The 26,065-nt window shown below is 60.3% G+C and carries 23 protein-coding genes; 15 read left to right on the top strand and 8 right to left on the bottom strand.

Translation table 11 applies throughout. The annotated features are described in order from the left end of the window. The first annotated feature begins 86 nt into the window (after positions 1-86). The 3 genes from AC07VG_RS02300 (at position 87) to AC07VG_RS02290 (ending at position 3,995) form a co-directional block, all read left to right on the top strand. On the top strand, positions 87-1,586 hold the full coding sequence (locus tag AC07VG_RS02300; protein ID WP_495000391.1) for a CoA-acylating methylmalonate-semialdehyde dehydrogenase: 1,500 nt from the start codon (positions 87-89) through the stop codon (positions 1,584-1,586). Positions 1,587-1,674: 88 nt separating this feature from the next. Next, entirely contained in the window at positions 1,675-2,997 is a 1,323-nt protein-coding gene (locus AC07VG_RS02295; RefSeq protein ID WP_495000392.1) for an MFS transporter, read from the top strand. A gap of 341 nt (positions 2,998-3,338) precedes the next feature. Beyond that, positions 3,339-3,995: a hypothetical protein gene (locus AC07VG_RS02290; RefSeq protein WP_152739861.1), complete on the top strand. Its 657-nt coding sequence runs from the start codon at positions 3,339-3,341 to the stop codon at positions 3,993-3,995. 177 nt (positions 3,996-4,172) lie between these two features. Here AC07VG_RS02290 and AC07VG_RS02285 read toward each other — a convergent pair whose 3' ends face one another. The 3 genes from AC07VG_RS02285 to AC07VG_RS02275 are packed head-to-tail and all read right to left on the bottom strand — an operon-like array spanning position 4,173 to position 7,144. Beyond that, positions 4,173-5,096: a sugar ABC transporter substrate-binding protein gene (locus AC07VG_RS02285; RefSeq protein WP_277378060.1), complete on the bottom strand. Its 924-nt coding sequence runs from the start codon at positions 5,094-5,096 to the stop codon at positions 4,173-4,175. 48 nt (positions 5,097-5,144) lie between these two features. Next, positions 5,145-6,299: a phytanoyl-CoA dioxygenase family protein gene (locus AC07VG_RS02280; protein WP_495020373.1), complete on the bottom strand. Its 1,155-nt coding sequence runs from the start codon at positions 6,297-6,299 to the stop codon at positions 5,145-5,147. Beyond that, entirely contained in the window at positions 6,296-7,144 is an 849-nt protein-coding gene (locus AC07VG_RS02275; protein WP_495000394.1) for an SDR family oxidoreductase, read from the bottom strand. Before AC07VG_RS02275 ends, AC07VG_RS02280 begins: the two co-directional genes overlap by 4 nt. Positions 7,145-7,266: 122 nt before the next feature. Here AC07VG_RS02275 and AC07VG_RS02270 point away from each other — a divergent pair, with 122 nt between their 5' ends. After that, a complete protein-coding gene (locus AC07VG_RS02270; RefSeq protein ID WP_495000395.1) occupies positions 7,267-8,292 on the top strand; it encodes a LacI family DNA-binding transcriptional regulator in 1,026 nt (341 codons plus the stop codon). Positions 8,293-8,318: 26 nt separating this feature from the next. Here AC07VG_RS02270 and AC07VG_RS02265 read toward each other — a convergent pair whose 3' ends face one another. From AC07VG_RS02265 to AC07VG_RS02255, 3 genes are read right to left on the bottom strand one after another with little or no spacing between them, the layout of a single operon-like run. Then, positions 8,319-9,386, bottom strand: coding sequence for a maleylacetate reductase (locus tag AC07VG_RS02265; protein ID WP_177103694.1), 1,068 nt, complete (start codon positions 9,384-9,386; stop codon positions 8,319-8,321). Then, positions 9,361-9,804, bottom strand: a complete 444-nt coding sequence (locus tag AC07VG_RS02260; protein ID WP_152739867.1) for a nuclear transport factor 2 family protein — start codon at positions 9,802-9,804, stop codon at positions 9,361-9,363. Before AC07VG_RS02260 ends, AC07VG_RS02265 begins: the two co-directional genes overlap by 26 nt. A gap of 31 nt (positions 9,805-9,835) precedes the next feature. Beyond that, complete coding sequence (locus AC07VG_RS02255) at positions 9,836-10,672, bottom strand: dioxygenase (protein ID WP_495000396.1); 837 nt, start codon at positions 10,670-10,672, stop codon at positions 9,836-9,838. 170 nt (positions 10,673-10,842) lie between these two features. Between AC07VG_RS02255 and AC07VG_RS02250 the strand changes: the two genes are divergently transcribed. The 11 genes from AC07VG_RS02250 to AC07VG_RS02200 all read left to right on the top strand — a co-directional run bounded on the left by AC07VG_RS02250 (position 10,843) and on the right by AC07VG_RS02200 (position 23,301). Further along, positions 10,843-11,757 (top strand): LysR family transcriptional regulator, encoded by a 915-nt coding sequence (locus tag AC07VG_RS02250; RefSeq protein ID WP_152739869.1) that lies wholly within the window; start codon positions 10,843-10,845, stop codon positions 11,755-11,757. Positions 11,758-11,972: 215 nt separating this feature from the next. Continuing rightward, positions 11,973-13,310 (top strand): carbohydrate porin, encoded by a 1,338-nt coding sequence (locus AC07VG_RS02245; RefSeq protein ID WP_495000397.1) that lies wholly within the window; start codon positions 11,973-11,975, stop codon positions 13,308-13,310. A gap of 166 nt (positions 13,311-13,476) precedes the next feature. Continuing rightward, positions 13,477-14,910 (top strand): sugar porter family MFS transporter, encoded by a 1,434-nt coding sequence (locus AC07VG_RS02240; protein ID WP_152739871.1) that lies wholly within the window; start codon positions 13,477-13,479, stop codon positions 14,908-14,910. A gap of 71 nt (positions 14,911-14,981) precedes the next feature. Continuing rightward, on the top strand, positions 14,982-15,878 hold the full coding sequence (locus tag AC07VG_RS02235; RefSeq protein WP_152739872.1) for an intradiol ring-cleavage dioxygenase: 897 nt from the start codon (positions 14,982-14,984) through the stop codon (positions 15,876-15,878). 40 nt (positions 15,879-15,918) lie between these two features. Then, positions 15,919-16,791 (top strand): sugar phosphate isomerase/epimerase family protein, encoded by an 873-nt coding sequence (locus AC07VG_RS02230; protein ID WP_152739873.1) that lies wholly within the window; start codon positions 15,919-15,921, stop codon positions 16,789-16,791. 67 nt (positions 16,792-16,858) lie between these two features. After that, positions 16,859-17,854, top strand: coding sequence for an inositol 2-dehydrogenase (iolG, locus tag AC07VG_RS02225; RefSeq protein WP_152739874.1), 996 nt, complete (start codon positions 16,859-16,861; stop codon positions 17,852-17,854). Positions 17,855-17,904: 50 nt separating this feature from the next. Further along, positions 17,905-18,996: a Gfo/Idh/MocA family protein gene (locus AC07VG_RS02220; protein WP_152739875.1), complete on the top strand. Its 1,092-nt coding sequence runs from the start codon at positions 17,905-17,907 to the stop codon at positions 18,994-18,996. Positions 18,997-19,105: 109 nt separating this feature from the next. After that, positions 19,106-20,176 carry a multiple monosaccharide ABC transporter substrate-binding protein gene (gene chvE / locus AC07VG_RS02215; protein ID WP_152739876.1) on the top strand — a complete coding sequence of 357 codons (1,071 nt, stop codon included), beginning with the start codon at positions 19,106-19,108 and terminating at the stop codon, positions 20,174-20,176. A 60-nt stretch (positions 20,177-20,236) separates the two neighbouring features. Next, positions 20,237-21,772, top strand: coding sequence for a multiple monosaccharide ABC transporter ATP-binding protein (gene mmsA, locus AC07VG_RS02210; RefSeq protein WP_495000398.1), 1,536 nt, complete (start codon positions 20,237-20,239; stop codon positions 21,770-21,772). Then, positions 21,769-22,962 carry a multiple monosaccharide ABC transporter permease gene (gene mmsB, locus AC07VG_RS02205; protein ID WP_177103687.1) on the top strand — a complete coding sequence of 398 codons (1,194 nt, stop codon included), beginning with the start codon at positions 21,769-21,771 and terminating at the stop codon, positions 22,960-22,962. The genes mmsA and mmsB overlap by 4 nt, the downstream gene beginning before the upstream one ends. Before the next feature lie 36 nt (positions 22,963-22,998). Beyond that, the gene (locus AC07VG_RS02200; RefSeq protein WP_495000399.1) at positions 22,999-23,301 is read left to right on the top strand and encodes a Dabb family protein; all 303 of its coding nucleotides are present in this window, start codon (positions 22,999-23,001) and stop codon (positions 23,299-23,301) included. 44 nt (positions 23,302-23,345) lie between these two features. Here AC07VG_RS02200 and AC07VG_RS02195 read toward each other — a convergent pair whose 3' ends face one another. Both AC07VG_RS02195 and xylG read right to left on the bottom strand, forming a co-directional pair. Further along, a complete protein-coding gene (locus AC07VG_RS02195) occupies positions 23,346-24,482 on the bottom strand; it encodes a sugar ABC transporter permease (protein ID WP_495000400.1) in 1,137 nt (378 codons plus the stop codon). Beyond that, positions 24,483-26,039 (bottom strand): D-xylose ABC transporter ATP-binding protein, encoded by a 1,557-nt coding sequence (xylG, locus tag AC07VG_RS02190; protein ID WP_495000401.1) that lies wholly within the window; start codon positions 26,037-26,039, stop codon positions 24,483-24,485. Between the last annotated feature and the right edge of the window lie 26 nt (positions 26,040-26,065).

Genomic DNA, 26,065 nt, shown 5'->3' with positions numbered 1-26,065 from the left:
GGTTTGGAACAAACTGAAAGCCTATCGTGAGTTTCACCGCTGGCTTGCAACGCTGCCAGCCCAACTCTCAACCTGGATCAACTGCCATGACTACCTCGATCGAGCATTTCATCAATGATCAACGCGTTTCCCGCGATGATCGCTATCAGGACGTCTACAACCCTGCCACGGGTGAGGTGACCGGGCGCGTTGCGCTGGCGAGCCGCCAGACCGTTTCCGAAGCTGTCGAGGCGGCCAAGACCGCGTTCCCCGCCTGGAGCGATACTCCACCCATCCGCCGTGCGCGGGTGCTTTTTCAGTATCTGCACCTGCTGCGCATGCGCAAGGACGATCTGGCACGCATTATCGTCGCTGAGCACGGCAAGGTCTTCACTGACGCCCAGGGTGAAGTGGACCGTGGCATCGATATTCTGGAATTCGCCTGTGGTATTCCGAACCTGCTCAAAGGTGATCATTCCGACCAGGTATCCCGAGGCATGGATAACTGGACCATGCGCCAGCCTCTGGGCGTTGTCGCCGGCATCACGCCCTTCAACTTCCCGGTGATGGTGCCCATGTGGATGTACCCGGTCGCCATCGCTGCCGGTAATACCTTCATTCTCAAACCGAGCCCGACTGATCCGAGCGCGGCCCTGTTCATGGCTGAGCTGCTTCGCGAAGCCGGGCTGCCCAAAGGTGTATTCAACGTTGTTCAGGGCGACAAGGAATCGGTTGATGCACTGATCGAGCACCCCGACGTCAAGGCGATCAGCTTCGTGGGCTCCACGCCCATCGCCCAATACATCTACGAAACCGGTGCGCGCCACGGTAAACGTGTGCAAGGCCTGGGCGGCGCGAAAAACCATATGGTCGTCATGCCCGATGCGGATATCGAGCGTACCGTCGATGCGCTGATCGGTGCCGCGTTTGGCAGCGCCGGCGAACGTTGCATGGCCATCTCGGTGGCGGTCCTGGTCGGTGACGTGGCGGACCAGGTGGTCGCGGCACTGACCCGGCGCGGTCGTGAGTTGAACATCACCGACGGCCGCGACCTGAAGGCGGAGATGGGACCGATCGTTTCGCGGGCCGCCCGTGAGCGAATCAGCGGTTACATCGCTCAAGGCGTGGAGGCGGGTGCGCAGTTGCTGCTCGATGGTCGTGACTTTGTACCGGCCGAGCCAGGCCTGGAGAACGGGTTCTGGTTGGGGGCGACACTGTTCGACCATGTCACCGCCGAGATGAGCATCTACCGCGAAGAGATCTTTGGCCCGGTCCTGGCCTGCGTGCGCGTACCTGACTTCGCCGCAGCGTTGAAACTGGTCAACGAGCATGAGTTTGGCAATGGCGTCAGTTGTTTCACCCGCGATGGTAATGTCGCCCGCGAATTTGCCCGTCGTATCGAAGTGGGCATGGTCGGCATCAACGTGCCAATTCCAGTGCCGATGGCCTGGCATGGTTTCGGCGGCTGGAAGAAAAGCCTGTTCGGTGACATGCATGCCTATGGGGAGGAGGGCGTGCGCTTCTACACCAAGCAGAAATCGATCATGCAGCGCTGGTCGGAGAGCATTGAACAGGGGGCCGAGTTCGCGATGCCTGTCTCCAAATAACCTGAGTTTCAAGCGTTACCGCCTGCGCCGGGAGTGGGCTTTGCCCTTCTCGGCGCAGGGTAAAACAAGAATAAAAAAAGGACGTGCCATGAGCGCTGACATTGAAAAACAAGTGACGAACAAAATCTTCTGGCGGCTGTTGCCGTTGCTGATTTTGCTCTACATCGTTTCGTATCTCGACCGTGTCAACGTCGGTTTCGCGGCGCTGACCATGAACACCGATATCGGTCTGAGCAGCGCGGTCTTTGGATGGGGGGCCGGGTTGTTTTTCATTGGCTATTGCCTGTTCGAAGTGCCCAGCAACCTGATGATGATCAGGGTCGGTGCGCGGCGCTGGATTGCCCGTATCCTTTTTACCTGGGGGCTGATTGCCACCTGCATGGTGTTTGTCGAGGGGCCCAGAAGCTTCCTGACACTGAGGTTTTTGCTGGGGGTGGCGGAAGCCGGATTCTTCCCTGCGGTCATTCTTTACCTGACCTTGTGGTTCCCGGCACGTTATCGAGCCCGCATTATCTCGACCTTCATGTTGTCGATCCCGATTTCCCTGGCAGTCGGCGCGCCGATTTCAACCTTGCTGCTGGAGCTCGATGGCCTCCTGGGCCTCAAGGGCTGGCAGTGGTTGTATATCGTCGAGGGGACCCCGGGCATTCTGTTGGTGGGTGTAGTGCTCAAGTACCTACCGGATTCGCCACGGCAGGTGCATTGGTTGAATGATACGCAGCGTGAATGGCTGGCCGGTGAACTGGCAAACGATATCAAGGCCAATCCCCCCAGGCTCGATAGTAAGAGTTCACTGTGGGAGGTGTTTCGCAGTCCCGCCATCCTGGTGTTGTGCGCCCTGTATTTTTGCGTCGCCGCAACCAACCTCGGGCTTTCGATGTTTTTGCCGCAGATCATCAAACAGCAAGGCTACAACGGCATGGCGATTGGTTTCGTCGCGGCCATTCCTTATGTCGTGGGCTGCATCGGCATGGTCACCATCGGCCTGCTTTCCGACCGTCTCAACAAACGCAAACGGTTTCTGATCATCGCGCTGCTGTTCCTCGCCGGTGGCCTGGCAATGGCGGGGTGGATGCCCGGCAACTATCTGGCAATCCTCGGCATGTGTGCCGCAACCATTGGCATGATGGGCTTCAAAGGACCGTTCTGGCCGTTGCCGTCGCTGTACCTGAGTGGCAGCAGCGCGGCAGCCGGTATCGCATTGATCAACTCCGTGGGCAACCTCGGTGGTTTCTTCGGCCCCGGGCTGGTCGGCATGGCCAAGGACATGACGGGTAATTTCGAGAGCGGGCTCTACCTGCTGGCGGGGCTGGCGCTGTGCGCCTTGTTTCTGACCGTTGTTTTTGTCTCGGACCCTGATGAAGTCGCGCGACAGAAGGCCTCTGCCGAGTTGGTCTTGCCCAAGCCGTGAGTGTGGCGGCGATGCGGGTGGAGAAATACCCAATAAGCGCGGTGTAGGCCTCATTTGGCGGTCAGGTCAGCGCCGGCCAGCCCCGCAGATATGGGCAACAGGACTCTGAAATATTTACTGGATCACCGCGCTGAGCAGCTATTTGATCTAACCTCTTGATGCCACCGTATGAGGACAGCTCTACCACGCTCGGTCTTCTTAGCGTTGCGGTTCCTACCGAAGGTGGGCAAATCTGTCTAATAGAATCGGCTGCTTGACGGGCTGCATTTGTTTTTACTCCGAGCGGTTTAACGTGGATGGGTTATTGCAATGATGCCGGTTAACGATCAAGGAGATTTCAGATGCCTCAAGTAAAAGCAATCGGCAGTCACGCGGTGGCATTGGTAAAGGATGACGTTGTTTTTGAGGACGTCTCAATATTTTTTATTATTGCCCACGGCATAAAAGTTGAAGGAAAGTTTATCAGTAATTTCAGTATTTATTTTCCATGGGGGGTTGATAATTTTGGCTGGTATGACACGGACAATGGGTTCCCCTTGCAAGAGATCTATAGAAATCTGCGTCAAGGTCGGCCGCAGGGGCTAACACCGAACCTGAGTTTAAAGTCGGAGCTGGCACCGACTCAAAGTCCACTCGACATCTTATTGTCAGGCATCTTGCCGACAAAGACATCTGTTCGTGCCTCATGGGAAGAACCCTTGCTGACAAGAACGATCTGTGAAGTACCTAATATTAATTTGACGCCAAAGGATCTCACACCGGTTTTTTGCGAAAAAATGTTGTTGAAGTATTATCTGGATGGTGGGACGGAGGACGTCGGTATTGTCTGCCTTAAAAAAGATGAAAAATTAGATGACGTATTAAGGCTTCTCGGCGTAGCGCTGAAAATGGACAAGTACTCGGACGTGTTGGCGATTTGCCTGTGTTGTAGTGTGGCGTCTGGCGACGAGGGTAATGCCCACAACAGAGCAGATGGTTATGTCCAGGTTCTTGATTAAACACGATCAGCGCCATGGCAGCCCCCCGCCCAAATGGCAACCAAACCTTGCGAGAGCCAATCGGACCCCGGCGGCTTGCTGCTTTGTGGCGCGCGGCCAGATCGGCACGTAGTTGTGGTGTGCCGATGGCGCTCATGCGGGGGCAACTTTGCCTGTCGGTCGTTGAGTTTCAGTCGTTCAAGGGCTGAGGAAGTCCTGATAATTGGCCTTGGTAATGAGCTGATAAGGAATGGTCAACTGTGCTGTATAGGGTTCTTTGCGGACCATCTTCAGTGCTAAATCAATGGATCCGACGGCCTGGCGTTTGTTGTCCTGGTAGACGGTTACCACCAGTTGATCCCTCTTGATTGCATCGAGGCCGGCGGGGCCGCCATCGCTACCACCCACCAGGATGTCCTTGCCCGGGCGCATGCCGGCTTGTTTGATGGCCATCGCCGCGCCAATGGCCATTTCGTCGGCATTGGCGGCCACGGCATCTATTTTTTTCCCCGACAGAATCCAGTTATTCATCAGGTCCATGGCCTTGCCACGCTGCCATTCGGCGCTTTGTTCCTCGACCACGTGGATGTCCGGATAGCTTTTAAGCACCTCCTTTACGCCTTGGGTGCGGCTATGGGTGGCGTCATTGGAGAGCAGGCCGAGCATGATCGCCAGATTGCCTTTGCCGCCCATTTTTTCCGCCAGGTAGCGCATTTGTATTTCGCCGGCCTTGATTTCATCCGAGCCCACATAGCCGACGCCGGGCGGCAGTTCAGCCAGGTCGGGGCGGCGGTTGACATAGACCAGGGGGACACTGGTCTTGCGCGCCTCGTCGGTTATTTTTTGTGTGGCGGCGGTATCCACCGGATTGACAATGATCGCGTCCATGCTCTGGGCGGTGAAGTTCTGTACCTGATTGAGCTGGCGTACCACATCGCCCTGGGCGTCTTCGAATTGCAGGGTGACGCCGGGCAGTTCCTTGGCGTGGGCGGCCATGTAGTCGCGCATCTGCGCCAGGAATACATCATCGACCTGGGCAATGCTGACGCCGATACGGATATCGGCCAGTGCCAGCGGTGTGAAGACAGTGGCAAGCAGGAGGGTCAGAAGTCGTTTTTTCATGGTCGCACTCCGGTTTTGTTGTTGTTTTTGGATCGTTTGGAAACAGGGTCAGGCCTGGCGTTTGGCATGCATTTGCGCCACGCGCTCGGCAAAGGTCGCGTAGGGCCAGCGTTCGTTCAGCGCTTGCCACATCAGTTGTTGCCCGGTCTGCGGGGCCAGGCCGTGCAGGGGTGGGTCGGTGTCGAGGTTGCTGGGAAAGGAATAACCGTCGGCGCAGCTGGCGATCACCGCGGCCAGTCCGGGTGCGTCCAGTACCTGATCCGCCCACTGCTGCAGCAAGCAGGGGTAGAGCGCGAGCATCATGCGTTCGCGGTTCACGGTTTCCATGGGCTTGCCGAAGGCCGAGGAAATCTGCAGCAGGTTGGCCATGCGTTGGCGATCTGGCGTGAGGTTGCTACCAGCGGCGTGGAACAGCGCGGGATTGAAGAACAGCAGGTCACCCTTGCTCAGCGGCAGTTGCACCGCCTGCTTTTGGAAGTAGTCGATGAACTCGGCGCGGCGCCAGGCCAGGTAACCCAGCGCGTACTGTTGGGAAAACGGCAACAGCAGGGTCGGGCCGGTGTCCAGCGGCATGTCGGAGTGGGCCACGGCGCCCTGCAATGTCAGGTACTGGGACAGCACCTGCAAGGGCAGAGGAAAACGCTCGACTTCAGCGACCGTCTGGAACCCCAGGTGGTAATCACGGTGGGGCTGCTGGGCCTGGCCACCGGGGTGCACCACGTTGACCTGGGCCGTGACTTGGAAGTGCGGGCCCAGCCAGGCTTCGGCAATCAGCCCCAGCAGCGGGTTGGCGTAGTACTCGATAAACGACGATGGCGAGTGCAGGGCGGCTTTCTGCAATGAATTCCAGATCCTCCCGTTGCTGCCGGCCTTGGCGAAGTGGTCGGCGGCCACGCCCTCGGCGGCTTCCTGGGCGAAGATCGCCTCAAACACCTGGCTGTGGCGATCAACCACCCCCAGGTCGCTATAGCCCTGGCGCACCACCATGACCCCCGGGCCGTCGCGAAACAGCCGGTGCAACTCGTTCAGCAGCGCGTGGCGGTCAGCGTCGCGCAAGGCCTGCGCTTGATAGATCGGCACATTGCCCTGCACCTCGCTGCAGTGGGGGTAGTCCTCGGGGCGGGCCTGTTGTTCGCACAGCCGGGCGAAGTCGTGCAGTTGCACGGAGTCGGCCCGGACAAAGGCTGACAGGGGCTGATTCATCGGGCGTTCTCCGGCAAGCTCAAGGGCTGCCCCGGGCGCGGCGCGCTGTCGTCGCCGCAGCCGATCACGCCTTGCTCCAGATCGATCACCGTGCCGGTCATCATCCCCGACTCGCGGGACAGCAGGAACGCGACGCTTTGGGCGACCTCCTCGGGCTTGAGCAGGCGGCCGAAGGGCTGGGCGTGCTCGGCCTTCGCCAACCAGCCGTCTTGGGCACCATGGTAGCGGCGCTGGATCTCATCCTCGTGGGGGGTGTCCATCCAGCCGATATTCAGGCCATTGACCCGGATGCGGTTGCGCAGGGCGCTGAAGGCGACGTTTTTGGTCAGGATCGCCAGCGCGCCCTTGGAGGCCGAGTAGGCTGTCAGGTAGGACTGGCCGCCGTGGCCGACGATGCTCTGGATATTGACGATGGCGCCTTCCACGCCCTGGCTGATCATCAGCTTCAGCGCTTCCTGCATGAGGAAGAACGGCGCTCGTACGTTGACCGCGAAGAGGCGATCGAACAGTTCCGGAGCCGTGTCCAGGATGCTCCCGCGATCCGACATGCCTGCGCAGTTGACCAGCCCGTGCAGGGTACCGAAGTGGGTGCGGGCGGCATCGATGACCGCGCGGCAGTCGTCGATCTGCTCCAGGTCGGCCTGGACAAAGAACGCCTGGCAATCCAGTTCCGCCAATTGGCGCACCTGTGCCTGACCCTGTTCGGGGCGTCGACCGCAAATGATCAGGCCGGCCGCACCGCGGCGGGCCAGGGTGTGGGCCACCGCGGCACCGAGGCCCTGGGTGCTGCCGGTGACGACAAAGTACTGGCCATTGAACGAGGTGGCGAGGTTGCTTTCAGACATGCGCTTCTCCTGGTTTTTGTTGTTATCAAGGTACCGGCTCGACGCTCGGCGAAATTGAGACTAGCATCGTGCTGACCTCGATAACGCCCAAAAAGACCTCAAAAAAACCTCAGGCCGAAACCATGATCGAACGCGCCAAACACTTCTCCATCAAGCAACTGGCCACCCAGGCGGGGGTCAGCAAGGCTACGGTCGATCGCGTACTGCACCAGCGTGGCAGCGTGCATTACCAGACCCAGCGCCGTATCGAGCAGGCCTTGAGTGAGCTCGAAGCCCAGGAAAAGAACGGCCTGGCGGTGGGGCGCACCTTTCATATCGATGTGATCATGCACACGCCGCGCCGCTTCAGTGCGGCGGTGCGGGCGGCGATCATCACCCAACTGGCGAGCCTGGCGCCGTTTCGCATTGCCCCACGTTTTCACCTGTTCGAAGAAATCGAACCCCAGGCGATGCACGACCAGTTGTTGCGCTGCCTCGATATGGGCAGTCAGGGCGTGGTGCTCAAGGCCGCCGACGAGCCGGCGGTGAACCTGGCGGTCAAGCAGTTGGCCGCGGCCGGGATTCCGGTGGTGACCCTGGTGACCGACCTGCCCCACAGCGAGCGCATCGGCTATGTCGGCATGGACAACCGCACCGCCGGACAGACCGCCGCGTACCTGTTGTCACGCTGGCTGGGGCCGCAGTCGCAGGAGGTGGCGGTGGTGATCGGCAGCGAGCTGTTTCGCGGGGAGGAAGAGCGCGAAATGGGCTTTCGCATGTGGCTGCGTGGCCGCGCCGCGCATTTGCGCGTGCTGGACATCAGCGGTGGCTACGGGGTGTACGAACGCACCCTTGAACGAGTGACCGAGGCGCTGAAGCAGCATCCCGACCTCAAGGCGGTCTACAGCGTGGGGGGCGGTAACCGGGCGATCGTCGATGCGTTCGCGGCATTGGCGCGGCCGCTGGAGGTGTTTATCGGCCACGACCTGGATGAGGAAAATCGCCAGTTGCTGGCCGAGGAAAAAATCGCCGCGATCATCGACCACAATCTGCAGATCGATGCTCGCCATGTGTTCCTGCACATCCTGCAATTTCATCGGCTGTGGAAGGACGGGCCGATCGCACCCTCCCAGGTGCAGATCGTCACGCCGTTCAACCTGCCTTACTGAGCGGCATCCGTGCAGTCCATGTTGTCTTACTGTGGACGAACGCCATCGAACGCATCCTGCAGCAGTTGGCGAATCGCTGCGGCCTCGATGGGCCGTGGGTTCCAGTAAGGATTGGCGAGGGCAATGTCCGTGGCGCGATCCAGGTCGGCCTCGGTCAGGCCCAGATCCTTGAGGCGTGTCGGCGCCCCCAGGGAGCTGGAGAGGTCGAACAGGGCGGCCGCGGGGCTGCAATCGTCGACGTTCAGCGCCCGGCAGATACGCGACAAGCCTGGCGCCGCGGACTGGTTGTAGGCGATGGCGTGGGGAAGCACGATCGTATGGGTCTGCGCATGCGGCAGGTTGAAGCTGCCGCCCAGGGTGTGACAAAGCTTGTGATGCAGGGCCATGCCGACGTTGCCGAGCACGGTGCCGCATAGCCACGCGCCATAGAGGCAATCGCCGCGGGCATCGAGGTCGGTCGGGTTGCGATGGATGCGTTTCATGCCTTCGGCCAGGGCCCTGATGCCTTCTTCGGCCATCAACGACATGACCGGATTGCCATCCTGGGCGTACAAGCCTTCGGCCGCGTGGGCGATAGCGTTCATGCCGCTGGTGATCGACATCTCGAGGGGCAGGCTGACGCTGAGCTCCGGGTCGTAGATCACCGTCTTGGGCAGCACCCGCGGATCCTTGCCGGTACGCTTGAGGCCGTTCTCGGTCAGGCCGAAGACCGGGGTCATCTCGGAGCCGGCGTAAGTGGTCGGGATGGCCAGGATCGGCAGCCCGGAGTCCATGGCGATGGCTTTGCCCAGCCCGGTGGTTGAACCGCCACCGATGGCCACGGCGCAGTCGGCTCCCAGTTTGCGTGCGACTTCACGGGCTTCCCGTGCCGTCTCGATAGGAACGTGCATGACCGCCTTGTCGAAAATATCGGCGGCCCGGCTGCCGAGCAATCGAACGATGTTTTCCGCCTGGGCGCGTTGTTCCGGCGTGCAGAGGACCAGCGCCCGCTTGGCGCCTAATCGATCGATTTCCGCCTCCAGTTGCTGCAGCGAGCCTTTGCCAAAAATGACGCGCGACGGCTGACCGTTATAGATGAAGGGGGGCGTTGACATTGGGCAGGTCTCCTGGGGTGGATGCAGGTGCTGGACGCTGGACGATAGGCGTGGGTTGATAGGCAAGTAGCTGCCAATGCGCTGCCGTCTTGAGCCAGACGCTGAGGGTTCGGTTATTGAGGGTTTTGGCCACGCCGTGGGAAACGATATCGGCGGACATTTCGCCAAAGACCAGGGCGGTATCGCCGACAGTGCGCACTTCCTGCACGACATGTTCTATTCGGTGATAGAGATAAAGACCGTTGCGACATTTATTCAAGTAACTGGCCAGCGTGTCCCGGACACCATTGGAGTGCACATAAACCAACTCGTTATGGGCCAAACGCTGGAAAGCTTCGAGGTCGCCTTGTTGCATCGCCTGGTAGCGTTGTTGTTCTAATGAGCTGATTAAAGCGATAAGGGACACGTTGTCGTTCATGCTGACCTCGAAACGGGAAATAACCATGCGCTTAGCTGACCGCATCCTTCGCCAGGACGAAATCGAAGGCCAAGCTATAAAACGGATCGCGACTCAGTGTGCCGGCCGGGGTCATGCCGGCGTCCTGTCGTTGCCATTCGGTAATGAGTGAAGAGCGCACACCAAACACCGCATCTGAATCCAGATAGGGGTCACCCTCGCGAAATACCTGGGTGGTCAAGCGTTGATAGCCGGCGGCGCTGACGGTGAATTCCAGGTGGGCCGGCCGCCAGGCATGGCGGTTGAGAGCGCTGAGCAGCTGGCCGACAGGGCCGTCATGGGGGATACGTTGGCTGTTCGGTATCGCCGTGCAGAAGTGGTATTGGCCACGTTCATCGGCCTGTAGCAGGGCGCGTTCGGCCAGGCTGGCGCCAGCGGCCAGACTGATTTCCAGGGCCGCGTAGGGGATGGGGTTGCCCTTGGCATCACGGATGGCACCCTGCACGTAGCCTTTCGGGCCATCCAGTTCCCCGCTGAGGTCGGCGCCCAGGTCGTGGACGCTGGGCTCGTGCTCGGGCAACACGTGGAACGCCGCGGCCTCGGTGCAGCCGGCGGGTTTCTTGTCGTTCTGTGCGAGCACCAGGGTCGACAGCCCGAGGACGTGGGATAACAGCACAAACTCCTGGTGGTCGGCCGAGCGGGCTTTGCCGACCTGGCTGAGAAAGTCGATGCCGCTCTGCCACTCTTTTTCCGTCAGTTTGATATCCCGGGCAAAGGCGTGCAGGTGTTGCACCAGGCTGGTCATGACGGCGCACAGGCGCGCATCGGCCGTACCACTGTTATTGGCCAACACCGCCTGGGTGATGGTCATTTCGTCCAAATTGCGCATCTCGACTCCCTGAACTTTTCCGGCCCATCGGTACCGCGGCATTTTTTGCGATGTCGGTAACTTCACTTCTCAGGCCACTGCGCCGCACGTTATAGTTCCGCTGGATGTAAGAAAAGTCCGTTTCTGGAATTCTTTATTTCATATGTGAAAAAATAAGAAGGGAGCACACCTTGGATCGACTGACCGAACTGGAGCTTTTTGTCTTGACCGCGGAAGTCGGCACCTTGAGCAAAGCCGCGGAAATACTGGGCTTGTCCAATGCCGCCGCGAGCCGGCACCTGGTGGCGCTGGAGCAGCGTCTCAATGTCCGTCTGATCGACCGCAATACCCGGCGCCTGGCCTTGACCCACTCGGGCCATCAGTTCTACACCAGCTGCAAAAGCCTGCTGGGGGAATTGAAGGAGGCCGAAGCGTCACTCAGCGAGTCGTTGGTCCAGCCGGTCGGCACGCTGACCATTACCGGTTCGATCTCGTTCTGCATGTTGCACATTGCCCCGCTGATCCCGGCCTTTCGGAAAATGTACCCACACATCACCGTGAAGGTGCTGGGTGAGAACCGCTATTTCGACATCATCGACAGCGAAATCGACCTGGCGATCAGAACCCGCGAGTACGAGCCCGACTCCAATATCACCATTCGCCGCCTGGCCGAAACGCGCCGGGTGTTGGCGGCGTCGCCCGGTTATCTGCAACGCAAGGGCACGCCGAAAACCATCGCGGATCTTTCTCAGCATGACCTGTTGATCTACAGCCATGCCAACCAGCCACGGGTGATGCGTTTTACCAAAGGTGCGGAGGAGGTGGCCCTGAAGGTCGAGCCGATACTGGAAACCAACGATGGGCAGATTGTCCGCGCCGCCGCCCTGGCTGGCGGCGGTATCCTGGTGCAGCCCAAATACATCATCAACGCCGATCTGGTGGCCGGGCGCTTGATTCCAGTGTTGGATGATTGGGATCTACCGAGGTTGACCATCAATATGGCCTTTCAAAGCCGTCGCTATATGCCCGCCAAGTTGCGCGTCTTCATCGACTTTCTACTGGCCGACTTTAACCAACATGAGTACGAACGCTACTGGACACGCTAAGGCGGTTTTCCGCTGGGCGGAATTCACATTTATAGTTTTGCTGGGTATTCACTGCAACTTTCAGGTCCTATGATCCGTGGCGCTGGTGCTGGAGGACTTTTATGTTCGACACGGCCCCGGCTTCCTTTGAACGATTATTAAGTTGGCATTATTGAGCCCGGCTTCAATTCGCCTGCGCGTTAACAACAAGACTAACAATAAGGAAACGTCACGCCATGAAAAACTTTGCCAAGTGCACGGTTGCGGTCAGCTTTTGCCTGCTGATTCCCGGTTTTGCCTGTGCCGCCGATGAAGCCTTTGCCCAGGACTCCCGCTGGATGACCGGTGACTGGGGTGGGCAGCGCAGCAAGTGGCTGGACCAGGGTGTCGATATCGAGTTGGGCTACACCGGAGAAATGGCCGCCAATGTTCACGGTGGCTATGACAAAAACGTCACCGCCCGCTGGACCGAGCAATACGCCGTCGGCTTCAAGGCCGACCTGCAAAAAATCCTCGATTGGGAAAACACTCAGTTTCAATTCACGGTCACAGAGCGCGATGGGCGCAACCTGACCAACGATCGGGTGGCCGATCCGCGAGTCGGCGGTTATTCGTCGTCGCAGGAAGTGTATGGCCGGGGGCAGACCTGGCGGTTGACCCAGATGTGGATGAGCAAGGCCTGGCTTGATGGCGCCCTGGACATCAAGGCCGGTCGCTTCGACGAAGGCTCGGATTTCAACAGCTTCCCCTGCGACTTTCAGAGCACGCCATTTTGCGGTGCTCAGGCGGCCAACTGGATCGGCGACATCTGGTACAACTGGCCCGTCAGCCAATGGGCCCTGCGCACCCGGTATCAGTTCACCCCTGAGGTGTACGCACAGATCGGCGTCTTTGAGCAAAACCCTTCCTATCTGGAGAGTGATAACGGCTTCAAGCTCAGCGGCAGCGGCACCAAGGGCGCGGTGATCCCCATCGAGGTGGTCTGGAGTCCGAAGGTCAACGGGCTGGCGGGTGAATATCGGCTCGGCTATTACAAGAGCACGGCGAAGGCCGACGATGTACTGGATGACGTCAACGGTAACCCGCAGCCCCTCAGTGGCGATGCCTTCCAGCAGCATTCCAGCCGGCATGGCTACTGGCTGGTCGCCCAGCAACAACTGACCGCCCGGGATGGCGACAGCCGCCGCGGCCTGTCGGTATTTGCCAACCTCACCGCCCACGACAAGGCCACCAGTCGCGTCGACCATTTCATCCAGGCGGGGATCGTCTACAAGGGCGTTTTCGACAGTCGTCCCCTGGACGACCTGGGTGTCGGAATCGCCGAGGTCCATACCAACCCCGCCTATCGTGAGCGAGCCCAGTTGCAGAACCAGCAAAACGGTATCAGCGACTACGACAATCCGGGCTATCTGCCGGTGCAGTACAACGAAATCAGCAGCGAGATTTACTACGGCGTGCATGTCAGCAATTGGCTGACCGTACGCCCGAACCTGCAATACGTGAAAAACCCTGGCGGCGTACGTGAGATCGATGCGGCGCTGATTGCCGGCCTGAAGGTGCAGGCCAAGTTCTAGAGCCTCGGACGGCTATCACCGCGGACAAAGCGAGCGCCGCCAGCCGGTGGCGCAGTTTTCCACCTAGCGGAAAACACATTTGCCATCCAGGCATTTGTTTTCCGATTCAATCGCAGTAGTCTCACTTCCACTGAGCGTACACATAATTTCAATAAAGGTTGACCTCATGTCGAATCACCACACTGCCGGTAGTGCATCGTCGAAAATTCTCTGGCGTATCGCTGCCATCACCACCATGGGCTCGCTGGGGTTCGGTTACGACACCGGGGTCATCTCTGGCGCGCTGCCGTTCATGGCGCTCGATGCCGGTCACGGTGGCCTGGGCTTGAGCCCGGTTTCCGAGGGCCTGGTGGCCTCGGCGCTGATTTTCGGCGGTGCCTTTGGCGCGCTGTTCGCCGGGCAACTGTCCGACCGCTATGGTCGCCTGGTGGTGCTCAAGGCCCTGGCCATGCTCTTTGCCGTGGGCGCCTTGGGCACCGCGGTCGCGCCGACGCTGTGGGCCATGGTTGCCACCCGCTTCGTGTTGGGCATTGCGGTTGGCGGCGCATCCTCTACCGTGCCGGTACTGATCGCCGAGCTGGCGGCACCACGGCACCGTGGACGGTTGGTCTGCCAGAGCGAATTGATGATCGTCTCCGGGCAGTGCCTGGCCTATATCGCCAGCGCCGGCCTGGCGCATCTGTTCGACAGCCCGTCGATCTGGCGCTACATGCTGGCGATCGCGCTGATACCCGCCGTGCTGCTGTATATCGGCATGCACTTCGTGCCCACCTCGCCACGCTGGCTGGTCAGCAAAGGGCGCATCGCCGAGGCGAAAACCACGCTGACCGGCATTCGCGATACCTCCCTGGAAGTGGACCGTGAGTTGCAGGCCATCATCGCCCAATGTGCGGTGGAGCAGCGCCACGCCAGTGTCCTCAGCACACTCAAGGAGCCTTGGTTGCTGAAGTTGCTGGCCATTGGCATCGGCCTGGGCTTTGTCATCCAGTTCACCGGCGTCAATGCCTTCATGTATTACACGCCGATGATTCTCAAGGAAACCGGCATGGGCACCAACGCGGCCCTGATCGCGACCATTGGCAATGGCCTGGTGTCGGTCATCGCCACGTTGATCGGGATGTGGCTGATCAATCGCATGGGCCGCCGTTCCATGCTGCTGATGGGGCTGACCGTGGTGGTCATGGCGCAGATCTTCCTTGGCCTGGTGATCAACTTCATGCCGCACTCGCTGCTGCAAAGCTACCTGGCCTTGTCCGGTGTCCTGGCGTTCCTGTTCTTCATGCAAATGTGCATCGGCCCGGTGTACTGGCTATTGATGTCGGAGCTGTTTCCGACCCATGTCCGGGGTTTGATGAATGGTATTTCCGTCAGTGTGTTCTGGGTGTTCAACGCCATTGTCGCCTTCCTTTTCCCGGTCCTGCTGAGCACGTTGGGGGGCATGACCTTCTTCCTCTTCGCGGTGATCAATATCGGTTCGATCATCTTCTGCACCCTCTGGCTGCCAGAGACCAAGGGACTGACCCTGGAAGAGATCGAACAGCACATGAAACAGCGTTTGAGCGGCCGCCCATGGCGGGCCGGCGAAGCCACCGCGTACTGACCGCCGACCCGGCGTTCGGCTTTGAAACCTGCACGCCGGCTTTCAAGAATAACGATCAAGGACATCAGCTCATGACTGCGCACCTGGATACCGCCACGCCTATTGGTGGACTCTTCGAGGAACAACGCTCCGCCGAAATCGTCAACGCCCGGATCAGCGCCGATGCCGATCCGCGCCTGCACGAGGTCATGGCGGTGCTGACCCGGCATCTGCATGCGGCGATCAAGGAAATCGAGCCGACCCACGACGAATGGTTCAAGGCCATCGAATTTCTCACCCGGACCGGGCAGATGTGCACCGACTGGCGCCAGGAATACATCCTGCTGTCGGACGTGCTCGGGGCCACCATGTTGGTGGATGCGATCAACCACCGTCGGCCCCAGGGCGCCACGCCCAATACCATCCTTGGCCCGTTCTATGTCGCCGATGCGCCTCGTTACGCGAACGGCGCCAACATCTGCCTGGACGGCAAAGGCCAGCCGACCCTGGTCAGCGGTCGGGTGCTGGACACCGCCGGAAAGCCGATTGCCGGGGCGACGCTGGACATCTGGCAGACCAACGACGATGGCTTCTACGACGTGCAGCAAAAAGGCCTGCAACCGGACTACAACCTGCGCGGGTTGTTCACCACGGATGCCGACGGCTGCTATGCCTTTCGCACGGTCAAGCCGCGGCATTACCCGATTCCCGCCGACGGTCCGGTGGGCAAGTTGCTGGGGCAGCTGGGGCGGCATCCGAACCGCGCCGCGCACCTGCACTTTATCGTCACGGCCCGCGGTTATGACCAGGTCATCACGCACATCTTCACCCCCGACTGCCCGTACCTGCACGAGGACACGGTGTTCGGCGTGAAGAAAGAACTGATTGCCGAGTTCACCACGCAAACCGATGCGGCCACGGCCGAACGCTACGACTTGCCGGTACCGTTTTTGGCCGTCAATTGGGACTTTGTCCTGGCCCCGGCCTGATTGATCGACCCTTCGTTCCCTTATTGGATGAGTGACTGTCATGCCCGATAAATCTATTGAACTGCTTGCCGCTTACTGGACCCTCGCGGGTGACACTTACCCTGGTGCGCCCAGCGAGATCAGCCCGTTCTCGCTGCAGGCCCGGGCCGAAGCGGCGGCCAAGGCCGGCTGGCGCGGTATGGGCTTCGTGCATGCCGACCTTGTGCACAATGTCGCCAAGCTGGGTATTGCCACGGTCCGCAATATTCTCCAGGACAACGGCATCAAGCATGTGGAAGTCGAATTTCTCGTCGACTGGCACCTGGACGGTGCCCCGCGTGCGGCCTCCGACAAGATCCGCGATGAATTGCTGGAAATTGGTGGGGAACTGGGCGCCCGCAGCCTGAAGGTGGCCGGCGGTTTGTTCGAGGAAGGGCCGCCGGATGTGCCGCGCATGCGCGAAACCTTTGCCATCCTCTGCGATCGTGCCCAACCCTTTGGCGTCAATGTGGTCATCGAATTCCTGCCATTTTCCAGCGTGAACACCATCGACCGGGCGATTGCCGTGGCCCAGGACGTACGCCCCAACGGTGGCTTGCTGGTGGACACCTGGCACGTGGCGCGCGGCGGCATGAGCTTCGATGAAATCGCCAAGCTGCCGCTGGAGCTGATCAAGTCCATCGAGCTGGATGATGCCAACCACGCCATCGTCGAGTCGCTGTTCAACGACTCGACCCACCACCGCAAGTGCTGCGGCGAGGGTGAACTGGATGTTCCGGCGTTTATCCAACAGGTGGTCAATGTCGGTTACCGGGGACCGTGGGGTGTCGAGCTGATCAGCGCCGAGTTGCGCAAGCTGCCCCTTGAGGTGGCCGCCAAGAAAGCCTTTGACACAACGATTGCACAGTTCGAGCACATCAGGTTCCAGGCTTGATAGCTGGCTGCACAGTGACGTTTTTTACCGCTAAAACAACGAATAATTGAGTTCAGGAGATATGAATATGGTGGGTATCGCAGTGCTGGGCGCAGGTCGTATCGGCAAGATCCACGCCGCCAACGTGGCGGCCAGCAAGTTCGCCAAACTGGTCGTCGTCGCCGACCCGTTCGCCGACGCCGCGGGCAAATTGGCCGATGAACTCGGTGCCGAGGCCATGACCGACTGTGAGGCGGCGATTGATCGGGCCGATGTTCACGCGATCGTGATTGGCACCCCGACGCACACCCATATCAACCTGATGCTGCGCGCGGTGCGCCAGGGCAAGGCGGTGCTGTGCGAGAAGCCCATCGACCTGGACATGGCCAAGAGCCTGGCGGCCGTGGAGGAGGTCGAGCGGCTGAACGGACGGGTGATGCTGGCCTTCAATCGCCGCTTCGAAACCACCTTTGCCGAAATGCGTGCGGCCATCGACGCCGGCGATATCGGTGAGGTTCGCCAGGTGATCATCACCAGCCGCGACCCGGGCCTGGCGCCGGAGGATTACATCCAGCATTCCGGCGGTATTTTCCGCGACATGACCATCCACGACCTGGACATCGGCCGCTGGCTGCTGGGTGAGGAACCGGTCGAACTGAGCGCCATCGGCAGCCGCCTGATCGACCCGGCCATGATGGAAAAGTACGACGACTACGACACCGCGATGGTGCAAATGCAAACTGCCTCCGGCAAACAGTGCCACATCAACAACTGCCGTAACGCGGTCTACGGTTACGACCAGCGCATCGAAGTATTTGGCTCCAAGGGCATGCTGCAGATGGACAACCTGCGTCCGACCACCATTCGCCGCTGGAGCCAGGACGTCACCGACGCCCGCGAACCGCTGCTGAACTTCTTCCTCGAGCGCTATCAGCAAGCCTACAAGTCCGAACTGGATGCCTATATCGACGCACTGGCGCATAACAAACCTATGCCGACCACCGTGCAGGACGGGCTCAAGGCGCTGCAGCTGGCCGATGCCGCCGTGGAGTCGGTCAAGACCGGACGCGCCGTCAGACTCTGACGCAGGCTGAGTGGTTTGGATTTTTGGACAAGTACACCAGGAGAATCGTTATGTCCTACAAGCTTGAGCAGGGTATCCGCATCGGCGTGGCCTGCCTGGGGATTACTCACCCGCACACCTCGGGCCGGGTCAAGGCCTTCCAGCGCATGGCCGACGTGGAGTTTCTCGGCGCCTATGACGACAGCCCGTTGCTCGATCCGTTCTGTGATGCACTGGGCCTGCAGGCCCGCAGCAAGGCAGAGATTCTGGCCGACCCGAATGTGCACGTGGTACTGGTGCATCCCAAGAGCTACCTGATGGCCGACTGGGCGATCGAAGCGCTGCAGGCCGGCAAGGCCGTGCTCTGCGAGAAGCCGGCGGGCCGTGGCACCCAGGACACCCGGCGCATCGTCGAGGCCGTCGAACGCACCGGCGGCTTGTTCCAGGTCGGCTACTGCTGGCGTTACGCGCCGTCGGTGGAAAAGATGCAGCAGGTGCTCAAGAGCGGCGAAATCGGCAAGGTCTTGCAGGTTCGCGCGCACGCCGGTTGCTCCCACGATGAGGCCGATACCAACCATATGAAGCAGCCCGGTGACCGTGGCGGGGCGTTTTATGTGATCGGTTGCCATACCATCGACCGGATCCTGCTGCACTTCGGCAAACCCAAATCGGTCAACGCACGGATCACCAAATTTGCCGGGCAGATGAGTGACTCGGCCCGCGAGGACGCGGTGGGCGCGGTGCTCAACTACGACGACAAGCTGGTCACCATCGACTTCATGTCCTGGGACCCGATGCCCTGGACCGAGAGCTGGGACATCACCGCCTATGGCACCCATGGGGTGATGCATTCCACGCCGATGCCAGCTTCGTACAAGCTCTACCACGACGGCAAGAACGGCCACCAGCAAGGTTGGACGCACTGGAACGAGAACAGCTTCCCGGAGATCTGGGCGGTGCGCAAGACCGTCTACTCCCCGGAAATCGCCGAGATCGGCAACCCGGTGTATTTCGATCGCGAGGCCGCCGCGTTCGTCACCTCGTTGCGCACCGGTAGCGCCTCGACGGTGCCGGCCACCCAGGCCCATGACATCAACGTCATCCTCGAAGCGCTGTTCGAGTCCGCCGATGCGAACGGCCAGGAAGTCCAGCTGGCGTTGTAGATAACCCGCAGTCCCGATAGGCGAGGAGACCCGTTCGGCTCAGTCGTTTTGAGCCGAAAGGGACTCTGCGTCCCTGAGAAATGACAACAACAATAAAGAAGAGGGCGTTATGCACACGATTATCAAGGTTGCCGCAGCGGTATTGTTGGGGTTGGCGATCAGCGCCTGCTCCAAGCAGGAGACCAGCAGCAAAGGCACTATCGGCATTGCCATGCCGTCGAAAACCGAAGCCCGCTGGGTGTCCGATGGCAGCAATATCGTCGACTCGTTGAAGAAGCTTGGCTACGACACCGACCTGCAATACGCCCAGTACGAGGCGCCGACCCAGCTGTCGCAGATCGAGAACATGATGGTCAAGGGCATCAAGGGCCTGATCGTCGCGCCCATCGACGGGACGACCATGACCGCCGTGCTCAAGCAGGCCAAGGAAAAAGGCATCAAGGTCATCTCCTATGACCGGCTGATCCGCAACTCCAAGGACTTCGATTACTACGTCACCTTCGACAACTACCGCACCGGCGTGCTGCAGGGCCAGTCGATTGTCGACTCGCTGGCGCTCAAGCAGGGCAAGGGCCCGTTCAACCTGGAGATCTTCGCCGGCTCCACCGATGACAACAACGCCCATGTGGTCTATGCCGGCGTGATGTCCCAGCTCAAGCCCTACATCGACAGCGGCAAGCTGGTGATCCGCAGTGGCCAGCAAGCCATCGACAAGGTCGCCACCCCGAACTGGGACGGTGCCCAGGCCCAGGCGCGCATGGATAACCTGCTCAGCGCCTTCTATGGTACGGCCCACCTCGACGCGGTACTGGCGATGAACGATCAGATCGCCACCGGTGTCGTGTCATCCCTGCGCGGTGTGGGTTATGGCAGTGGCAAGCTGGCCATGCCGATCGTCACCGGCCAGGATGCGGAAATCTCCAGCATCAAGTCGATCATTCGCGGCGACCAGTCCTCGACCATCTTCAAGGACACCCGGGCTCTGGCCGGCGCGGCGGCACAGATGATGGACGCGACGTTGAGCGGCAAGGCGGTGAGCGTCAATGACACCACGTCCTACGACAACGGCTCGATGATCGTGCCCACTCAGTTGCTGACCCCACAACTGGTCGATGGCAAGAACTGGCAGAAAGTCCTGGTCGACGACACCAAGTTCTACACCCCTGAGCAGTTGCGCTAGTCGCTTGTGATTGTGCCGGCGGCTGCGCGGTTCGGCAGCCCGCCTGGCAGGAGAGAGAAAATGAGCAAAACGATTCTCGACATGCGTGACATCCGCAAGTGCTTTGGCCCGGTCAAGGCGCTCAGCGGGGTCAACCTCCAGGTTGGCGATGGGGAAATCCATGCGATTTGCGGTGAAAACGGTGCCGGCAAATCGACCTTGATGAAAATCCTCAGTGGCGTGTATCCCCACGGCAGCTACGACGGCGACATCGTCTTCGACGGCGTGCCGCGGACCTTCCACGGCCTGCGCGACAGCGAGGCGTTGGGGATCTGCATCATTCACCAGGAACTGGCGCTGGTGCCGATGTTGTCGATTACCGAAAACCTGTTTCTGGGCAACGAGATCTCCCGGCACGGGGTGATCGACTGGGACGAGGCGCACCTGCGGGCCCGCGAGCTGCTGGCTCGGGTTGGCCTCGACGCCCGGCCGCAGACGCTGGTGGGCAACCTCGGCATCGGCCAGCAACAGATGGTGGAAATCGCCAAGGCGCTGGCCAAGGATGTGCGCTTGCTGATCCTCGACGAGCCGACCGCGAGTCTCAACGAAAGGGACAGCGACACCTTGCTCAATCTGATGCTCGAACTCAAGGGCCGTGGCATCACCTCGATCATCATTTCCCACAAACTCAACGAGATCGGCCGGGTCGCCGATGAGATCACCGTGATCCGTGACGGCAGCACCGTCGACGTCATCGATTGCCGTGTCGAGAAGATCGACGAGGGTCGCGTGGTTCGTTCCATGGTCGGCCGCGAGTTGTCGGACCGCTACCCGTCGCGGGTGGCCGAGATCGGTGAGACCTTGTTCGAGGTCGAGGACTGGTCGGTCGGCGACCCGGAGCGTCCAGGCCGCGATCGTATCCGCAATATCAATTTTCATGTACGCCGGGGCGAAGTGGTGGGGATCGCCGGGTTGATGGGCGCTGGCCGCACCGAGTTTGCCATGAGTGTATTCGGGCGTTCCTATGGCGTGAACATCCGCGGCAAGGCGCGTATCGAAGGGCGCGAAGTCGACCTTGGTACGGTGCGCAAGGCCATCGATCAAGGCCTGGCCTACGCTACCGAAGACCGCAAGGGCGCCGGCCTGGTGCTGGGGGAGAGCATCACCCGCAATACCTCCATGGCCAACCTGGCCGCCGTTTCCAAGCGCTGGATCATGAACGAACTGGGCGAGACGGCGGTGGCCGTCGATTACCGCGCGCGCCTGCGGATTCGCTGCCCGGACGTGAGCCAATCGGTGGAGAAACTTTCCGGTGGCAACCAGCAGAAAGTCGTGTTGGGCAAGTGGCTGTTCTCCGATCCCAAGGTACTGATCCTCGACGAGCCCACCCGCGGTATCGATGTGGGGGCCAAGTACGAGATCTATGGGGTGGTCAATCAAGTGGTCAGCGAAGGTCGTGGCGTGGTCATGATTTCCTCGGAAATGCCGGAGTTGCTCGGCACCTGTGACCGTATCTATGTGATGAACGAAGGACGCTTTGTCGGCGAGTTTCCGATCGCCGAGGCATCGCAGGAAAAAATCATGCACGCAATCATGAAAAACGAGGTGATCCAGTGAGCGAAGTCAGCATGCCTCTCGCATCCAACAAACCCAATGCCCTGACATCCTTCAAGCGTGGCGCCCGTGAATACGGTCTGTTGGCCTCGCTGATCGTCATCATGGTGTTCTTCCAGATGGCCACCGGCGGGGCATTGATGCAGCCGCTGAACCTGACCAACCTGCTGCTGCAGAACAGCTACATCGTGGTGATGGCGCTGGGTATGTTGATGGTGATCGTCTGCGGGCATATCGACCTGTCGGTCGGTTCGGTGGTCGGCGTGATCGGTTCGATCGCGGCGGTGTTGATGGTCCAATATCGCCTGGATTTCTTCAGTGTGACCCTGATCTGCCTGCTCTGTGGTGGGCTGATCGGCGCGGCGCAAGGCTACTGGGTCGCTGTCTGGGGCATGCCCTCGTTCATCGTCACCCTGGCCGGTATGTTGATCTTTCGCGGCGCTACTATTGCCATCTCTCAAGGGCAGTCGATAGGGCCGTTTCCGCCGGCGTTCTCGGCGATCAGTTCGGGCTTCATCCCCGACGTCTTCGCCAATGAAAACCTGCGCATTACCTCCTTGCTGCTGGGTATCGCGGTGGCCGTGGCCTTCTGGGTGGTTGAATATCGCAGTCGCGCGCGCACCCTGAAAAGCGGCGGCAGCGCTGCGCCCCTGGCCCTGTTTGCATTGAAGAACGGCGTGGTGGCGGCCCTTATTGTGTACTTCTGCTACCTGCTCTCGACCTACCGCGGCATCCCCACAGTGCTGGTGATCATGAGCGTGCTGATCGGGGTGTACACCTTCGTCATGAACCGCACCGTGATCGGTCGCTGGATCTACGCGGTAGGCGGCAATCTCAAGGCGGCCAGGCTGTCGGGTATCAATACGGCGCGGGTGACCTTCTTCGCCTTCGTCAACATGGGCGTACTGGCCGCCGTGGCCGGACTGATCTTCGTCGCCCGCCTCAACAGCGCGACACCGCGTGGCGGCACCGGCTTTGAACTGGACGTCATTGCGGCCGTGTTCATCGGCGGCGCGTCGGCCTCCGGCGGCGTCGGCAAGGTGGTCGGCGTGGTCATTGGCGCGTTCATCATGGGTGTATTGAACAACGGCATGTCGATCATGGGCATCGGCATTGACTACCAACAAATGATCAAGGGCGCTGTGCTGCTCGCAGCGGTATTCGTAGATGTCTATCAGAAAAGCAAGGGTTGATATGTCAGGCCGGGATGACACCGCACGGAGACCGCGATGATCAAACATATTGTGATGTGGAACCTTGCGGGGGAGACGCCGGAGAGCAACCGCCAGGCGTGCCAGTTTCTCAAGGAACGCTTCGAAGGGTTGGCCGGATTGATTCCGGGGCTGCTGAAGATCGAGGTCGGCGTCGATATCAGCCGGATCGATTATGCCTGCGACGTCGTGCTCTATACCGAGTTCGCGTCCGCTGAAGCGCTGGCGGCCTATGCCACGCACCCTGAGCACTTGAGGGTGCGCAATGAGCTGGGCAACTCACGGATCGCCAGACATCAGGTGGATTACCTCGTCCAATAGCGGCAAGCGTCCGATTCAGTTGATTCGGACGCGTTCCCCGCAGATCAGCGGCGTCCGGTCCGGGTGCTCACATCCACCCACACGGCCAGTACCAGGATGCTGCCTTTGACAATCATCTGCCAGTAGCTGTCGACGTCGAGCATGGACATGCCGTTGTCCAGGCTGGTGATGACCAGCGCGCCGAGGAGGGCACCGTAAACGGTGCCAGAACCACCGCGCATGGAGGTGCCGCCAATGAAACAGGCAGCGATAGCGTCGAGTTCGCCCATGTTTCCGGCCGAGGGTGAGCCCGCGGCCAGGCGCGCGGTGTTGACCACGCCGGCGAGGGCGCACATCACGCCCATGACGCCGAAGATCCACAGTTTCACAGCCTGTACGTTGATACCAGAGAGGCGCGTGGCTTCCATGTTGCTGCCCACCGAATAGATGCGTCGTCCGAACACGGTCTGACTGGTCACGTAGCTGAACACGCCAAGCAGAATCAGCAGAAGCAGCACCGGAACCGGAATGCCGTCGTAGCTGTTCAGGGTCTGGACGAAGCCGGCCAGCACCGCGCCGATCAACACCACGCGCAACACGTCACGCACCCGTGAGTGGGCAGCCAGGCCATGGAGGGCACGATTGCGGCGCTGTTTCCAGGTCAGGAAAAGTGTCAAGGCGAACAGCAGTACGCCGAGCCCTGCTCCTATCGTGTGCGGCAAATAGCCCTGGCCGATGTAGACCAGTGGCGGAGACACAGGGGCAATGGTGGTGCCGCCGGTAATCCCCAGCAGAATGCCGCGGAACGCCAACATCCCGCCCAGGCCGACAATGAAAGACGGGATGCGCAGGTAGGCGGTCATAAAACCGTTTGCCAAGCCAATCAGTAATCCGCACAGGGCCACCATGCCCAGATTTGCCAACAGCGGTAGGTGATAGATCACATCGAGAATCGCCGCCAGGCCACCCAGCAGGCCAAGCAATGAACCTACTGACAAATCGATCTCGCCGCTGATGATCACCAGTACCATGCCGCAGGCGAGAATCCCGGTGATGGACATCTGCCGCAGCAGGTTGGAGAGGTTGCGCGGGGTCAGAAACCCGCCATCGGTTTGCCAACTGAAGAACAGCCAGATAATCGCCACCGCGATCACCAGGGCGAGCATTTTGTAGCGGGTGAAGAATGCTTTGAGCTGAATCATCTACGCGGTCTTCCGAGCATTATTGTGATGGTCGTCGGGATGCCTGAGCGCGGCGGTGAGCACCTGTTCCTGGGTGAGTTCGTGGTTGATGAAGTCGCCGCGCAGCTGGCCTTCGCCTATCACCAATACGCGGTTGGAAACGCCCAGCACTTCGGCCAGCTCCGAGGACACCATGATGATCGACACGCCTTCAGCCGCCAGCGCGCCCATCAGCTTGTAGATCTCATATTTGGCGCCTACATCGACCCCGCGGGTGGGCTCATCGAGAATCAGCACGCGGGGTTTGGTCAGGAGCATCTTCGCCAGCACGGCTTTTTGCTGATTGCCGCCGGAGAGACTGGTGATCGGCAGGAACGGGCTCGCGGTCTTGAGGTGCATGCGCGAGATTTCCTTGCCGATGCTGGCCAATTCGGCTTCGGCGTCGATGCGGGTCATTTTTGAATAGTTGTCCAGGACGGCCAGGGTGATGTTGTGGCCGACTCCCAGATCCGGAATGATGCCTTGGCGCTTGCGGTCTTCAGGGACCATGCACAGACCGGCGCGGATCGACTTGAGGGGCGTGCGTGTATCGATCGGTCGACCGTCCAGCCATACTTCCCCCTCATGGCGGCCGGGATAGGCGCCAAACAGCGCCGACACCAGCTCCGTGCGCCCGGCGCCGACCAACCCGGCGATACCGAGGATTTCCCCGCGTTTGAGGACGAACGAAATATCGTCGACCCGTTTGCGCTTGGGGTTGTCGACGTCGTAGCAGGTGATATGGCGCGCCTCGAAAATCACCTCGCCGATGTCATGGGGTTCGGTGGGGTAGAGGTTGCTCATTTCCCGTCCGACCATCTGGGTGATGATTTTCGGGATGTCCATGTCCGCCATGGCGGAAGTGGCGATGTGTTTGCCATCGCGGATCACCGAAATGGTGTCGCACACGGCGGCCACTTCATCCAGCTTGTGAGAGATATAGACGCACGCAACGCCCTTGGCCTTGAGGTCGCGAATGATGTCCAGCAGCACCTCGATTTCCGAACGGGTCAGCGCCGATGAGGGCTCATCGAGGATCAGCAGGCGCGCTTGCTTGTTCAGCGCCTTGGCGATCTCCACCAGTTGCTGGTAGCCACCGCCGTACTGTGAAACCGCTAGCGATACGTTCATGTCCGGGACTTTGAGCTCACGCATCAGGCCTTCGGCACGACGGATCATCGCCGGGTAGTTCATGCGCCCGCCGGGCAGCGTCAGTTCGTGCCCCATGAAGATGTTTTCAGCCACTGACAGATCGGGGACCAGGGTCAGTTCCTGGTGAATGATGACGATCCCGGCGGCTTCGGTTTCGCGGATGGATTGCGCCTTGAGCGGCTGACCGTCCCAGAGAATCTCCCCGTCCCAGGTGCCATGGGGGTAGACCGCCGACAGGACTTTCATCAGCGTCGACTTGCCGGCACCGTTCTCGCCGCACAGGCCGACGCATTCACCAGGCTTGACCTTGAGGTCGATGCCATTGAGTGCTTTGACACCGCCAAAGGTTTTGACGATGCCGTTCATTTGCAGCAGATAGTCGGACATGGCGCGGTACTCACTGTACAGCTCGA

Source organism: Pseudomonas sp. GW821-FHT03C07, from assembly GCF_059420925.1.
Note: the sequence above shows the minus strand (reverse complement) of the source record. Positions and strands in the feature narration are given on the sequence as shown.